At 72.2% G+C, this 14,721-nt stretch carries 12 protein-coding genes; 3 read left to right on the top strand and 9 right to left on the bottom strand.

Going from position 1 to position 14,721, the window contains the following annotated elements; genetic code table 11:
* Position 1 precedes the first annotated feature (1 nt).
* From BM109_RS35095 to BM109_RS35085, 3 genes are all read right to left on the bottom strand, one after another.
* Positions 2-955, bottom strand: a complete 954-nt coding sequence (locus BM109_RS35095; protein ID WP_093353614.1) for an alpha/beta hydrolase family protein — start codon at positions 953-955, stop codon at positions 2-4.
* Complete coding sequence (locus BM109_RS35090; RefSeq protein WP_093353611.1) at positions 952-5,805, bottom strand: CapA family protein; 4,854 nt, start codon at positions 5,803-5,805, stop codon at positions 952-954. Before BM109_RS35090 ends, BM109_RS35095 begins: the two co-directional genes overlap by 4 nt.
* Positions 5,806-5,920: 115 nt before the next feature.
* On the bottom strand, positions 5,921-6,802 hold the full coding sequence (locus BM109_RS35085; protein WP_093353609.1) for a LysR family transcriptional regulator: 882 nt from the start codon (positions 6,800-6,802) through the stop codon (positions 5,921-5,923).
* A gap of 137 nt (positions 6,803-6,939) precedes the next feature.
* Between BM109_RS35085 and BM109_RS35080 the strand changes: the two genes are divergently transcribed.
* Together BM109_RS35080 and BM109_RS35075 are read left to right on the top strand one after the other, a co-directional pair.
* Positions 6,940-7,932 carry a DMT family transporter gene (locus BM109_RS35080; RefSeq protein WP_093353607.1) on the top strand — a complete coding sequence of 331 codons (993 nt, stop codon included), beginning with the start codon at positions 6,940-6,942 and terminating at the stop codon, positions 7,930-7,932.
* A gap of 29 nt (positions 7,933-7,961) precedes the next feature.
* Positions 7,962-9,056, top strand: coding sequence for an NADH:flavin oxidoreductase/NADH oxidase (locus BM109_RS35075; protein WP_093353716.1), 1,095 nt, complete (start codon positions 7,962-7,964; stop codon positions 9,054-9,056).
* 6 nt (positions 9,057-9,062) lie between these two features.
* On the opposite strand, the gene BM109_RS35070 is transcribed toward BM109_RS35075, so the two are convergent.
* The 6 genes from BM109_RS35070 to glmS all read right to left on the bottom strand — a co-directional run bounded on the left by BM109_RS35070 (position 9,063) and on the right by glmS (position 14,065).
* Positions 9,063-9,848 (bottom strand): class I SAM-dependent methyltransferase, encoded by a 786-nt coding sequence (locus tag BM109_RS35070; protein WP_093353604.1) that lies wholly within the window; start codon positions 9,846-9,848, stop codon positions 9,063-9,065.
* A gap of 25 nt (positions 9,849-9,873) precedes the next feature.
* Entirely contained in the window at positions 9,874-10,413 is a 540-nt protein-coding gene (locus BM109_RS35065; protein ID WP_093353602.1) for a GNAT family N-acetyltransferase, read from the bottom strand.
* An 11-nt stretch (positions 10,414-10,424) separates the two neighbouring features.
* Positions 10,425-11,018, bottom strand: coding sequence for a helix-turn-helix domain-containing protein (locus tag BM109_RS35060; RefSeq protein WP_256222989.1), 594 nt, complete (start codon positions 11,016-11,018; stop codon positions 10,425-10,427).
* A 34-nt stretch (positions 11,019-11,052) separates the two neighbouring features.
* Positions 11,053-11,568, bottom strand: coding sequence for a G/U mismatch-specific DNA glycosylase (gene mug, locus BM109_RS35055; protein WP_093353597.1), 516 nt, complete (start codon positions 11,566-11,568; stop codon positions 11,053-11,055).
* A 58-nt stretch (positions 11,569-11,626) separates the two neighbouring features.
* Positions 11,627-11,992: a hypothetical protein gene (locus BM109_RS35050; protein WP_093353594.1), complete on the bottom strand. Its 366-nt coding sequence runs from the start codon at positions 11,990-11,992 to the stop codon at positions 11,627-11,629.
* 189 nt (positions 11,993-12,181) lie between these two features.
* On the bottom strand, positions 12,182-14,065 hold the full coding sequence (glmS, locus tag BM109_RS35045) for a glutamine--fructose-6-phosphate transaminase (isomerizing) (RefSeq protein WP_093353592.1): 1,884 nt from the start codon (positions 14,063-14,065) through the stop codon (positions 12,182-12,184).
* Between the two features lie 158 nt (positions 14,066-14,223).
* Here glmS and BM109_RS35040 point away from each other — a divergent pair, with 158 nt between their 5' ends.
* Positions 14,224-14,715 carry an Lrp/AsnC family transcriptional regulator gene (locus BM109_RS35040; RefSeq protein WP_093353589.1) on the top strand — a complete coding sequence of 164 codons (492 nt, stop codon included), beginning with the start codon at positions 14,224-14,226 and terminating at the stop codon, positions 14,713-14,715.
* Positions 14,716-14,721 lie beyond the last annotated feature (6 nt).

Genomic DNA, 14,721 nt, shown 5'->3' with positions numbered 1-14,721 from the left:
CTCAGCGTTCGGTGCCGCGCGGCTCCGGGTACATGGCTTCGCGCGCGCAGGCCGCGGCGGCATTCGGCCCCGCGCGGTCCTTGAGGTCGTGGAAGTCGGGCGGCTCCGCGGCCGCGGTGCGGATCTCCACGCGATGGCCCGCGCGCTGCAGTGCCTCGGCGAAGCGCTCCTGCAGCGCGAAGGGCGTGTTCTCGTCCTCGCGGTTGCCGATCAGCACGATGCGGCGCGCCGGATCGGGCACCACGCCGTCGACATGGTCGAGCGGGTCGTAGAAGCGCGTGCTGCCGGTGGTGTCGGTGCGGCCGTCGCGCGAACGCCCGAGCAGGCGCGCGCGCTCGAGCAGGCCGTAGGCGCCCGAGGTCAGCACCGCGCAGGCCACGCGCGTGCGGCCCAGCGTGAGCAGCGCGGCACCCGCGGTGGCGCCACCGCTGTGGCCGAGGATGACCAGGCGCTGGATCCGGTGGCGCTGCATCAGCGCGTCGAGCGCGGCATCGAGCGCATGGAACTCCACCGGCTGGCGGCGCTGGCGGTGGTTGCCCGAGGAGCCGTAGGTGCCGGGCCGCGCGACGAAGATCCAGGGCACGCCGGCGCGGTCGCGGTTGCGCTGCGCGTCGGTGGTGCGCAGCGCCTCGGTGTTGCCCGAGATGCGCGCGGGCGGCTGGTCCATCACGGCGTCGCGGTCGCCCGAGAACTGCACGATGGCGACGCGCGCGCCCTCGATGTCGCTGCTCGCGAAATAGCGGATGCAGGCCGGCCCCTCGACCGGCTGCACCCAGAGGAAGCCGAAGCGGCCCTCGGGGCAGTTCTCGCGCACCGCGGGCTGGTTCCAGTGCAGCACCTCGTCGCCGATGGCGCGGATCGCGGGCGGTCGGATCTCGGCGCGCTGCGCGCAGGCCGCCTGCACCAGCGCCACGGCGAGCGCGCACAGCAGCACGGAGGTCGAGCGCAGGTTCATAACTTCTGCAGCAGCTCGGGGATGTCGCCGAAGTCGGAGCGGTCGCGGTCGCCCTTCACCAGCAGCAGGTCGCCGTCGCGCAGGAAGGCGCCGAGGTAGCCGGCGGCCTCGGCCGCGCTCTCGAAGTGCGGGCCCAGCATCGAGGCCGGCATCTCCTCGCGCAGCCAGCGCATCTCCTGGCCGTGCGTCACCACGTGCTCGATGCCCGAGTCCAGCAGCGGTGCCGCGAGGCTGCGGTGCATGGCCTCGGCCGCATGGTCGAGGTTGACGATGCGGCCCAGCATGGCGATGCGGCGCGCGACCGGCGCGGCGCCATTGCCGCCAACGCCCGCGCGGCCGTAGTCGCGCACGAACGCCATTGCATTGCGCATCGACATCACCTCGGCGTTCCAGCTGTCGTCGATCAGCGTGGCCTGCACGCCGCTTTCGGTGCGCAGCGCCTGCACGTGCATCACCGAGGCCGGCAGCCGCACGCCGGGCATGCGCGCGCAGGCGGCCTCGGGGTCGAAGCCCATCGCGACCAGCGCCGCGAACGAGAGCGTGGAGTTGCGCACCAGCCCTTCGCTCGCGACCGGGAACAGGTAGGAATGGGTGCGCCCGCGCAGCGCGATGTGCACGCGGCAGCCATGGCCCTCGGGCTCGGTGCCGAGCACGCGCACGTCGGCCTGCGGCCCGCGCCCCACCACCCAGACCGCGCCCGCGGTGCGCGCGGCGGCCTGCACCATCTGCAGCAGACAGGGGATGTGGTCGGGCACGATCGCCACGCCGCCGGGCTCCAGGCCGAGGAAGATGCGCGACTTGTACTCGGCCGTCTGCTCCACGCTCACGGCCTGCCGGGTCTGCGACAGGCCGATCTCGGTGACGATCGCCACGTGCGGGCGCGCCATCAGCGAGATCGGGCCGCGGTCCATCCACAGCGAGCTCTGCGCCATCTCGAGGATGCAGACGTCGACGTCGGGCCCGAGGCTGGCCAGCATCGCCGGCACGCCGACGCGCGAGTTGTAGTTGTCGATGGTGGTGTGCACGCGCGCCTGCGCGGGCAGCAGGTCGCGCAGGATCGCGATGGTGGAGGACTTGCCCACGGTGCCGGTCACGCCGACCAGCAGGCCGCGGTAGCGCTCGCGCGCGGCGGCACCCAGGCGCAGCATGGCGCGGATCGGGTCCTCGACCTGCAGCAGCGGGAAGTCCGGAGCCAGGCCCTCGACCGGGTGCTGCACGATCGCGCCCGCGAGCTGGTCCTGCAGGCCGGGCAGCAGCAGGTGGCGGTCCCAGTTGACCGTGCTGCGCGGCCGGCTGTAGCGCTCGTGCGCGGCCAGGGTCTGGTAGTCGGAGGCGACGAACAGCGCGGGCGCCGGCAGCAGCTCCATGTGCTTCGGGCCGCGCACCACCGAGCGCGCGAGCCAATCGGGCGGCGGCTCGACCAGCCACTGGCCGCGCGTGATGCGCTGCAGCGCCTCGGCGGTCCACACCGGCTCGGGCGTGGCCGAGGCGCCGGGGCGCAGCGCGAACAGCACGGGCGCGGGCCGCTCGGGCAGCGGCAGCGCCACCTGCGAGGCGCGCAGCCCGCACCACACGGGCAGGCGCTGCGCCGGCCATTCGGGCGCGGGCACGGTCTCCTCGGTTTCCTCGCCCAGGCGCGCGGGCCGGGCACTGCCGACCACCCGCACCTCGATCTGCAGCACGTCGCTGCGCAGCAGGCTGCTCGCGGGCGGCCGCAGTCCGTAGCGGTCGCGGTGGATGCGCCCCGGCTGCCAGCGGCTGGTGGGCCACATCCAGTCGCAGGGATCGTGGTCCATGCTCTCGCCCCAGGGCGGCATGTGGGTGCTGCGCATCGGCATGGCGCGGAACTGCACGCGCAGGTCGTCGGCCACCGGTTCGACCGCGCGCCAGAACGACTCGACCCACAGCATGCGGCGGCCCGAGATCTGCGTCGGCGCGCAGCGGATGCCGAGCAGCTCGAGCGGGCCGAAGCGGATCGGCGCGATGTGGCGCGAATCGGGCGGCAGCACGTCGACCAGCCATTCGGGCCGTGGCGCGAGCAGCGGCGCGACGCGCGCGAACGCCGGCTCGGGCAGCGCGGACACGTCGGCGGCGAGCCGCGAGGCGCGCTCGGGCGGTGCCAGCGCCAGGGTGCAGCGGCCTTCGGGCAGCACCGTCATGCGGGTGCCGAGTGCCTCGCACTGGCGCGCGAAACGCGTGGCCGCGCCGCGCGCGCGCTCGTTCGCATACTGGCGCGAACGGCCGAAGCCCACGCCGATCGGCGTGAAGCTCAGCTGCTCGACGCCGCGCGGGCTCAGCGCGAGCGTGAACACGCCCGCGTCGACGAAGTCGTCGCGCACCGCCTCGAACAGCAGGTCGCCCGCGTCGTGCACGATCGGCCGCCCGCGGTAGACCTCGATGCCCTGCAGCACGTGCGCCGAGGTGCCGAGCACCGCGTCGGCGCCGGCATCGACGATCGCATGGCCGGCCGCGATCTCGGCCTCGGAGGGTTCGGTCTCGAGGTTGTCGCCCCAGTGCACCGCCACCAGCACCACGTCGGCCGACTCGCGCGCCTTCTCGATGCGCGGCGCGAGCAGCGCGGTCCAGGCCGCGGGCTCGTCGAGCGGCAGGTAGGCGGCGCCGGGCCGGTCGGGGCCGGCCGCGAACTGGGGCTGGGTGGCGTCGAGCGAGAACAGCGCGACGCGCACGCCGCCGGCCATCGCGAAGGCCGGGCGCAGCGCGGCCTCGAGGTCGCGGCCGGTGCCGGCCCAGGCGATGCCCGCGGCCTGCAGGTGCCACTGCTGCTCCATCAGCGCGCCCGGACCGTAGTCGCCGCTGTGGTTGTTGGCGGTGGCGACGATGCCGATGCGCGCGGTGGTCAGCACGTCGAGCATCTCGGGCCGTGCGCGGAAGTAGTAGGAACCGGCCTCGCCCTTCTCCACGCCCTGCTCGCCGGTGGTGGCGACCACGCATTCGAGGTTGACGATGCGCAGATCGGCCTCGCGCAGCGCGGGGATTCCGCTGAGCATGCGACGCGCGCCGCCCAGCTCGAGGCGCCGGTAGTGCAGGCGGCGGCCGAGGTTCACGTCGCCGCCAAAGGCGACGGTGCCGGTGCGCGCCGCGGGCGTGTCGGCCGGCACCGGCAAGGCAGCGGCCTGCGGCGCGAACGACGGCGCGGGCAGCTCGCCGCCCTCGCGCGCCTTCAGCAGCCGGTGGTAGGCGACATAGCCCGACAAGTAGTGCTCCACGTCGTCGATGCGCACGCGGAAGCTGTGGTGCTTGATGAAGAACGAGCCCGCGATGCGGTCGGGATGGCGGAAGAACATCGCGAGCTCGGGCCAGAAGTGGCCGTTCGCGAGGTAGCGCGCGCGGTGCTCGAGCGCGCGCTCGAACTTGTCGCGGTCCAGGCCCTCGAGCAGGTGGCGCAGCTCGGGATCGGCCTCGATGCGCAGCACCATCTCGCGCGCGGCCATCATCAGCTCGAGCAGGGTCGGGAAGGTGGTGATGCGCTCGCGCACGAAGTCGAGGTAGTCGGCCACGTTGCGCAGCCCGAACTCGTAATAGCGCAGCGCGGGCCGGTGGCGCGTGAGCTCGTTGACGCAGTAGCCGAGCCAGTGGTCGTGCGCGCGCCAGTGCTCGGCGGCGATGAAGTGGTCGAAGGCCTTCTCGACCATCGCGAGCCAGCGCGGATCGCGCGTGAGGCCGTACAGCCGCATCAGGCCGAACGCGGCCTCGCCGTCGTAGTAGATGACGCGGAAGGCCTCCTTCACCGCGAGGCTGGGCCGGTGCAGCACGTGCACGAAGCGGCCGGTCTCGGGGTCCTGCATGTGGCGGATGCCGAGCGCGAGCAGCTCGAGCAGCGGCAGGAAGCGGCGGTCGCCGGTCAGTTCGGTGTACTTGACGAAGGCCAGCAGGCAGACCGCGTTGCCGCCGAGCTTGACCTCGTGCGCCACGTCGACCAGGAAGGCCGCGCGGCTGCCGTCGGGCAGCACCGCGGGCCGGATCAGCGAGCCCGCGAGAAAGGCCAGCGAACGGTCGATGGCCTCCTTCTGCGCCGCGTCGCGCGTGAGCTCCCAGGCCTCGAGCAGCGCATAGGTCGAGCTCGCATGGCGCAGCGTGTTGTAGGTCGGGATGGCGCGGTCGAAGCAGGGGAACCAGCCGTAGTGGAACTCGCCCGTGGGCTTGACCTGCGCGGCCAGGTAGCGGCTCGCGTCCTCGACCATGCGGCGCACCGGCGCGGCGCCCCAGTCGTCGAGGCGGCGCAGGTGGGCCTCCTGGCCCTCGGGGACGATCGGCCAGGCGCCCTCGGCATCGACGTAGACGGCGCGCGTGGTGAAGCACCACACGGGCACGGCGTCGTCGTCGGGAAAGTCGAGCTCCTTGCCGAAGCGGCGCCGGGTGTGCAGCCGCAGGTTGCCGGGGTTGGGCTGGCAATGGTCCACGCTGCCGTCGTAGAAGACCGCGCTGCCGTTGGCCTCGGGCGCGAGCAGCGCGAACTCGAAGCGGCTGTCGAAGGACACGCCCTGCTGGAAGTAGTTGCGCCGCGTCTTCGCGAGCAGTTCCTTGAACTCGCCCCAGTGCATCGGCAGCACGTGCTCGACCAGTTCCGCGCGCAGCCGCTGCGGCGGCCGCTCGCCGCGCTGCGCGGCATCGGCCAGCGCCTCGGCCGCTTCCTCCCAGGCCTGCGCGGCATCGGCGCCGCGGCCCGAGACCACGCGCGCGCGGCTGCCGCCCTCGCCGATCGCGAGGAAGACCACGCTGCCGGTGACCGGCGTGGCCGGCGGCAGCGCGGGCAGCACGCCCTCGGGACCCGCCAGTGCCTGCCTGGCGCGGTTCAGGAGTTCGGCGAGAGAAAGGGTCGATTCGGGCATGCGAGAAAGGAGGAAGACCCCGCCAGCGGCAGGCCGCGCGCATCGTACCCGCGTGCCGGCGTTTCGCGCTGACCGGAGGCTGACAGGGGCCGCCTTGCCACAGGGGCGGATGGCCTCAGACGCCCCAGGCCTCGAACACCGCCTGCCGCACCACCTCGACCGCCGGCGCCCGCGCACCCGCGGCCGGTTCGATCCAGCACAGCCAGGTGTGGGCGCGCCAGCCGGGCCAGATCGCGAGCTCGCCGTGGCGCTCGCCCTGCTCGGCCTGGTCGAGCCGCATCAGCCCCGCGCCCATGCCGCTCGCGACCATGCTGCGCACCGCGCTCTCGCTGTCGGCGGTGCGGCCCTGGCGGTACTCGCGGCCGGCACCGGCGAACAGGCGGTCGAGGTGCGCGCGCAGCACGCAGGTGGGCGGCGTGCCGACCCAGGGCTGCTCGGTGAGCGCCTCGAGCGACAGGCCCGGATGGGAGTCGGCCATCGGCAGCGGCAGCACGACCACCAGGTCGACCGGCGCCAGCCGGTGCAGCGCCAGGCCTTCGCGCGAAGCCACGTCGCTCAGCGTGTAGGCGCAGTCGAGCTCGCCGCGCTCGACCGCCGAGGCGGTCTCGTACGACAGGCCCTGGCGCAGTTGCAGCGTGACCTGCGGATGGCGCTCGGCCAGCTTCACGAGCACGTCGCCGAGCCGCAGCGAGACCGGGTCGACCACGGTGCCGAAGCGCACCACGCCCTGCGCGGCGCCGCGCAGCTGCTCGGCGGCCGAACGCATGCGCAGTGCCGAGGCCAGCGTGCGCTCGGCCTCCTCGAGCAGGCTCTGGCCCGCGGGCGTGGGCGTCATGCCGCGCGGCGTGCGCTCGAACAGGCGCACGCCGAGCTCGTCCTCGAGCGCCTTGAGCTGCGCGCTCACGGCGGGCGCGCTGGTGAACACGCGCTCGGCGGCGCGCGTGAGGCTGCCCTCGCGGGCGATGGCGACGAAGGTCTTCAGCTGGTAGAGCTCCATGGCGGCCGATTGTGAGCGCGCGGCGGCGCGCGGTCCCTTCGTTTTTTCGGAGGGCCCGCTCCAAAGAAGCGAATGGCATTCGCGCGGCCCCGCCCCGATCCTCGGACATCGACTCCTTCATCGTCCGAAAGCCCTCCATGTCCCGATCTCAACGCCTGTACGGCATCGCCGCCTTGCTCTTCGCCACCTCCGGCTGGGGCTCCCTGTTCCTCGTCAGCAAGGGCGTGCTCCACCACGTCGAACCCGTGTGGTTCACGCTGATCCGCTACAGCCTCTCGGCGCTGCTGTTCGCGCTGCTGGTGCTGCCGCGCGGCGCCGCGCCCTGGCGCAGGCTGCGCCGCCATGCGGGCGCGCTGGCGCTGCGCGGCGCGGCCGGCTTCGGGGTGTTCAGCGTGCTGTTGCTGATCGGCCTCGCGCACTCGGTGCCCTCGCACGGCGCGGTGATCATCGCCACCACGCCGATGACCACGCAGCTCGTGCGCTGGCTGCTCGACGGCGTGCGCCCCACGCGCGCCGCGCTGCTCGCCACCGCGCTGGCGCTCGCGGGCGTGGCGATCGTCTCGGGTCTCATCGGCGGTCATGGCGGCCACGGCGGCGCGGGCAACGCCACGCTGTTCGGCGATGCCATCGCCTTCGTCGGCACCTTGGGCTGGGTCGGGTACACGCGCGGCGCGGCGCGCTTTCCCGAACTCGACGCGGTCGAGTACAGCGCGCTCACGGTGCTGGCCGCGTGGCCGGTGCTGCTGGTCGCCGCGGTCGGTGCCGCGCTGCTCGGCTGGTCGGCGGCGCCCAGCCTCGAAGGACTGCGGCTGTCGTGGCAGGCGCTGCTGTTCGTCGGCGTGGTGCCCTCGGCCGCCTCGGTGCTGGCCTTCAACCATGGCGTGCGCACGCTCGGCGCCGTCACCGGCACGGCCTTCCTCAACTTCGTGCCGGTGTCGGCGCTGCTGATGAGCGCGGCGCTCGGCACCCTGCCCACGGCGAACGAGCTGCTGGGCATGGCGATGGTGGTGGCGGCGCTCCTGATCCATACCGCCCTGAACCGCAAGGCCAACGCCCTGCCCGCGGCAAGGATCGCGCCGCCCCCGCAGAATCCCTGCACCTACCGCACCCCTGGAGCCACGACACCGTGAGCAGCGACACCCCCCGCCTCTTCGAGCCGATGCGGCTCGGCCCGCTTTCGCTCGACAACCGCATCCTGATCGCGCCGATGTGCCAGTACTCGGCGAGCGAGGGCACGCCGGGCGACTGGCACCTGATCCATCTCGGCCATCTCGCGCTGTCGGGCGCGGGCCTGCTGATCCTCGAGGCCACCGCGGTCGAGGCCGAGGGCCGCATCACGCCGGGCGACCTCGGACTCTATTCGGACGCCAACGAGGCGGGCCTGGCGCGCGTGCTCGCCGCCGTGCGCGCCCATTCGTCGATGCCCGTGGCAATGCAGCTCGGCCACGCCGGGCGCAAGGCCTCGAGCCGCGCGCCCTGGGAAGGCGGCGCGCAGATCCGTCCCGGCGAGCCGGGCGGCTGGAAGGCCTTCGCGCCCTCGGCCGTGCCGCACGCACCCGGCGAGGACACGCCGCTCGCGCTCGACGCCGAGGGCCTGGCGCGCGTGCGCGAGGCCTTCGTGGCCGCCGCCCGGCGTGCCGCGCGGCTCGGCATCGAGGGCATCGAGATCCATGCCGCGCATGGCTACCTGCTGCACCAGTTCCTGTCGCCGCTGGCCAACCACCGCGACGACGCCTATGGCGGCAGCCTCGAGAACCGGCTGCGCTTTCCGCTCGAGGTGTTCGACGCGGTGCGCGCCGTCTTCCCGGCCGAGCGGCCCGTGTGGGTGCGCGTGTCGGCGGTCGACTGGGTGGAAGGCGGCTGGGACCTCGAGGGCACCGTGGCCTTCGCCAAGGCACTCGAGGCACGCGGCTGCGCGGCCATCCATGTCTCGAGCGGCGGCGTGTCGCCGAAGCAGGCGATCGCGCTGGGCGCGGGCTACCAGGTGCCGTTCGCCGAACGCGTGAAGGCCGAGGTCGGCATCCCGGTGATCGCGGTCGGCCTGATCACCGAGGCGCGGCAGGCCGAGGCCATCCTCGCCGAGGGCAAGGCCGATGCCATCTCGCTGGCGCGCGCCATCCTCTACGACCCGCGCTGGCCCTGGCACGCGGCCGCCGAGCTCGGCGCGCAGGTGAAGGCGCCGGTGCAGTACTGGCGCTCGCAGCCGCGCGAGTTCAAGGACCTGTTCGAGAACGCGAAATTCGGGGCGCGCTGAACGCCTTCAGCGCAGCGCCTCGAGCCAGAACAAGGTCTGGCGCACCTCGATCGCCTCGCCCGCCTGCTGCCGGCGATGCAGCTGCGCGAGCGCATCGCGCGTGCCTTCGATCGTGAAGTCGGGGCAGACATAGGGCACGTTCTTCAGGTACCAGGCGAAGGCGCCCACGTCGGCGAAGCGCAGCAGCTCGGCGCCCGCCTCGGCGCGCAGGATCTCGAAGCCCGCGCGCTCGAGCTGGCGCCGCGCGATGTCGAGCCGCCACTCGGGCGGTGGCTCGGCCGGTGCCAGGCCCGCGAGCCGGTAGTGGTCGGCATTGAAGTCCGAGTCCACCTGCTGCGTGAGGAAGTGGCCGCCGCGCGCGAGCACGCGCGCCACCTCGGCCGGCACGAAGGACTCGTGGCGGTTGACCACCAGGTGGAACTCGCCGTCGGCGAAGGGCAGCGGCGCGTCGTCCTGCGCATCGCCATCGTGCTGCGCGCCGTTGTCGAGCGCGCCCTCCACCGCCACCACCTCGATGCCCAGCGGCGCGAGCCGCTCGCGCGCCACCGCGACGTTGGGCGCCCAGCCCTCGGTGGCGACGGTGCGCGCGGGCCGCAGCGGCAGCCGGCTGAGCCACTCGCCGCCGCCCGTGCCCATGTCGAGCAGGTCGGGCGACTGGCGCGCGCGGTGGACCACCGCCCGTTCGAAATCCCAGGGCACGGCGGTGGTCGCGATGCGGCCATCGCAGGACAGGTCCCAGCCGACCAGCGGCTTGCGCGCAGCCTCGGCCAGCAGTCGATCGAATTCGGTCATCGCGCCAGTCTGCCGCACGACGGCCTCAGGGCGCGAGCGTGCGATAGAAGTAGGTGGTATCGCAGAAGCCGCCGCGCGGCAGCAGCGCATAGCCGGGGATGGTGCCGCTGCGCTGCCAGCCCGAGCGTTCGTAGAGCCGCTCGGCCTCGGGGCTCGAGGTGTCGAGCACCAGCAGCGTCTTGCCGCTGTCGCGCGCGGCCTGCTCGGCCGCCTGCATCAGCAGCGCGCCGAGCCCCTGGCGCCGAGCGCGCCGGTGCACCAGCATCTTCGCGAGGTCGGCGCGGTGCGGCTGGTTGTCGGGCTGGTCGAGCACGAGCTGCACCGTGCCGACGATGCCCTGCGCATCCTCCACCACCATCAGCGCGCGCTCCCCGCGCGCCACCCCGTCGGCCACCTTGCGCCAGAAGGCCAGCGCCTGCTCGAGCGGCAGCGGATGCATGAAGCTCACCGAGGCATCGCCGTCGACGCAGTCGATCAGCAACTCGGCCAGCGATTGCAGTTGCGCCGCGTCCACCGCCCGCAGGCGGCGCACCGGGTGGAGGCTGGTGGGGCTCGTGGGGTTCATGGCGTTCGTTCTCACTTCCAGACGTCGGGATGCGGACTCACGATCGCGACCGCATAGCGGGCGGTCTCGCGCGTGGGATTGAAGTAGGCGACGGGCCGGTCGAGCACCATCGCGAGGCAGTCGCCGGCGTCGAGCCGGTGGCGCTCGTCGCCCACCGTGATCTCGATGGTTCCCTCGAGCATCCAGACCTGCTGGTGCACCCGCGCTTCGCGCGCACCCGATTCGTAGGCCACGCGCGCCTTGGGCGGGAACAGCACCTCGACGATCTGCAGCGGCGAGGCGATGCCGCCGGGCGACACGTTGCGCCGCAGATAGCCCGACGAGGGATCGCGCCATTGCGGCTGGTCGGCGCGGCGCGCCACCGGATCGGCGCGCGGGCGCGGCTCGTCGAACAGCGCGGCCAGCATGGTGCCGAGCCCGGCCGCGAGCTTCTCGAGCACCACCGCCGTGGGGCTGCTCTCGCCGCGCTCGATCAGCGAGATCATCGAGCGGCTGACCCCGCTCTGCGCGGCCAGCGCCTCGAGCGAGAGGCCGCGCGCGGCGCGCAGCTCGCGCACGCGCCGGGCGATGCGGTCGTTGAGAGGGGCGGGAGCTTCTTCTTTCATGTTGGATTTATTCTCCAACATGATGGAATTGTGGTCAAGCCGGCGATGCCGCCTCGCGCAGTGCCTTGTAGGCGGCCACCAGGTCATCGAGCGAGAACGCGCGATTGAGTCCGCTGGGATTGGGCAGGACCCAGGTCTCGATGCCGGCGAAGGGCTCGGGCTGACGGCCCCATTCGATCTGCGGGCGCCCCGTCATGCCCGCATAGGCGGCCTTGCCGAGGAACGCGAGGCGGCGCGGGCCGCAGGCGGCGATCTTGCGGGTGAAGGCCTCGGTGGCGGCCGCGAATTCATGCGCCGCCAACTGGCTCGCGCGCGCCGTCGGCCGGTCGACGGCCGTGGTCAGGCCGTAGCCGCGTTGCAACAGCTGCGGCGCCTCGGCGGGCTGCATCTGCACCGGCGTGAAGCCCGCCAGGTGCAGCACGCGCCAGAAGCGGTTGCCCCGGCCTTCGAAGTGCAGGCCCGAGGCGGCCGCGCGCTGGCCCGGGTTGATGCCGCAGAAGACGATGGCGAGGCCGGGGGCGAGGAGGTCGGGCAGAGCTTGGGAAGCCATGCGGGTCGATTGTGTCGTCTCGCGACGAGAGGCGCCCGCGTGCCTGCGCGGCCTTCTTCTAGGCTTTCGACGCCCCCGCTTGCGCGCCGGGCCCGGCCTGATCGGCATGGGCAGGGTCTTCGGGCGGTTGCCCGCGAACGGCAGGCAGGGTGCCATGCCGCAGCCATGCATCGAGCTCACCCTGCGAGATGCCCATCCAGCCGGCCGTCGATGCACCCAGGCCGTCGACCGCCTGCTGGTACGCGAGCTTGAAGGCACCCTGCGCCTCGGCCTCGCTGCCGAAATGCCCGTCCCTGTGCCAGAGCCCGACAGGAACGACCTGACCGGGTTTCGCTCCCGCCTCGACGAGCCTGCGGTGATCCCTCTGCGTGAAGCCCTTCGATCGGCGACTTGCCGGAAGATCCTTGGGGGTGCTCAAAGCCATGGCGCTCTCTGGTGGGGGTTGAACCTGCCCCACGGCCAGACAGCCCGCACCGCAGGAGTTGGTCTTCGACCAACGCCATCTACGCAGTGGAAACGGCTTCGGATTCAGCCTGGCGATGGCGCGTCCTTGCGTTGTCGCCCGCCCATCGACCGCTCATGCCAGGCGAGCCGAGGCTCGCCCTCCTCCTCATCACTCCACCGTCACGCTCTTCGCCAGGTTGCGCGGCTTGTCGACGTCCGTGCCGCGCGCGCAGGCCGTGTGATAGGCCAGCAGCTGCAGCGGCACCACGTGCAGCAGCGGCGACAGCGCGCCGTAGTGCTCGGGCATGTGGATCACGTGCAGGCCTTCGCTGCTCTTGATCTTCGAGTCGCCGTCGGCCAGCACGTAGAGCACGCCGCCGCGCGCGCGCACTTCCTGCAGGTTGCTCTTGAGCTTCTCGAGCAGGGCGTCGTTGGGCGCCACGGCGACCACCGGCATCTCGCTGGTCACCAGCGCGAGCGGGCCGTGCTTGAGCTCGCCGGCGGCATAGGCCTCGGCGTGGATGTAGGTGATCTCCTTGAGCTTGAGCGCGCCCTCGAGCGCGATCGGGTAGTGCAGGCCGCGGCCCAGGAACAGCGCGTTGTCCTTGCGCGCGAAGTCCTCGGCCCAGTTGATGATCTGCGGCTCGAGCGCGAGCACCGACTGCAGCGCGACCGGCAGGTGGCGCATCTCCTTGAGGTAACGCGCCTCGTCCTCCGCGCTCAGCAGGCCCTTCGACTGCGCGATCGCCAGCGTGAGCAGGAACAGGCCCGCGAGCTGGGTGGTGAAGGCCTTGGTCGAGGCCACGCCGATCTCGACGCCGGCGCGCGTGATGTAGGCCAGCTTGCACTCGCGCACCATGGCGCTGGTGGCGACGTTGCAGATGGTCAGGGTCTGCTCCATGCCGAGCGAGCGCGCATGCTTGAGCGCGGCCAGGGTGTCGGCGGTCTCGCCCGACTGGCTGATGGTGACGACCAGGGTGCGCGGATCGGGCACCGAGTCGCGGTAGCGGTACTCGCTCGCGATCTCGACCTGGGTCGAGATCTTCGCGATGCCCTCGAGCCAGTACTTGGCGGTACAGCCGCTGTAGTAGCTGGTGCCGCAGGCCAGGATCAGGATGCGGTCGATGTCCTTGAACACGCGGTGCGCGCTGGCGCCGCTCTGCTTGCCGTCCTGGCCGATGCCGTCGAACAGCTCGGGCACGATGCCTTCCACGCCCTCGAGCGTGTCGCCGATGGCGCGCGGCTGCTCGAAGATCTCCTTCTGCATGTAGTGGCGGTAGGGGCCGAGCTCGGCCGCGCCGCTGTGGGCCTGCACGGTGCGCACGGGACGCTGCACCGGCTTGTGGGCACGGTCGACGATCCAGTACTTGCCGGGCTGCAGGTCGACCACGTCGCCTTCCTCGAGGTACACGATCTGGTCGGTGACGCCGGCCAGCGCCATCGCGTCGCTGGCCAGGAAGTTCTCGGCACCGTCCTTGCCGGCGCCCAGGATCAGCGGCGAACCAGCGCGCGCGCCGACCACGCGCTGCGGCTCGTCGCGGCTGATCACGGCGATGGCGTAGGCGCCCGTGAGCTGGCGCACGGCGCCCTTCACGGCCTCGAACAGGTCACCGTCGTAGAGGCTGTCGACCAGGTGGGCGATGACCTCGGTGTCGGTCTGGCTCTCGAACACGTAGCCCTTGGCTTCGAGGCTGGCACGCAGCGCCTCGTGGTTCTCGATGATGCCGTTGTGAACCAGCGCGATGCGGCCGGGCCGCGCTTCCTGCGCGCCGGCGCCCGGGCCGTGGCTGAAGTGCGGGTGCGCGTTGTGCACCGCGGGCGCGCCGTGCGTGGCCCAGCGGGTGTGGGCGATGCCGGTCAGGCCCTCGAGCTTGTCCTCGGCCACCTGGGTCTGGAGGTCGGCCACGCGCGAGGTGGTGCGCGCGCGCGTCAGGCCGCCCGCGTGCACGGCCACGCCGCAGGAGTCATAGCCGCGGTATTCGAGCCGCTGCAGGCCCTGGACCAGGACCGGGACGATGTTTCGATGGGAAGCCGCGCCGACGATGCCGCACATGGTTGTCTTGCCTTTGGAAAGGAATGAAGGAGAACGAAAAGAATTGCTGCGAATGGTAGGGAGGGTGAAAAGAAATTTGCCGTCTAAATTTCCATGAATTTGGACTTTTCTTTCACACATTCAAGTCAATGAATTTTTATTCCATAATTTCACAAATCATGGAATCCATCGCACTAGACGCCATCGACCTGAAGCTGCTCGACGCCCTGCAGCGCGACGCCTCGGCCACCAACCAGAAGCTGGCGGCGGCCGTGGGCATCTCGCCGCCGACCTGCCTGCGGCGGGTCCAGCGGCTGTGGCAGGAGGGATTGATCGAGCGCCAGGTGGCGCTGCTGTCGCCCGACCGGCTGGCCGCCGTGCTGGGCCACGGGCTGCAAGCGGTGGTGGAGATCTCGCTCGACCGGCAGGACGCCGAGTCGCTCGAGGCCTTCGAGGCGCGCGTGATCGCGGACGACGCGGTGCAGCAGTGCTGGCGCGTGTCGCCGGGACCGGATTTCGTGCTGGTGGTGGCGGCGCGCGACATGCCCGACTACGGCGCGCTGGTGCAGCGGCTGTTCACCGCCGACGCCAACGTGCGCAACGTCAAGGCCTTCTTCAGCCTCAAGCGTGCGAAGTTCGAGCCGCGGGTGCCGCTGGCGCCCGCGGGCTGAGGTCCG

Origin of the sequence: Variovorax sp. PDC80, from assembly GCF_900115375.1 — a bacterium.
Classification (GTDB): Bacteria; Pseudomonadota; Gammaproteobacteria; order Burkholderiales; family Burkholderiaceae_C; genus Variovorax.
This window is presented reverse-complemented; position numbering and strand designations above follow the sequence as displayed.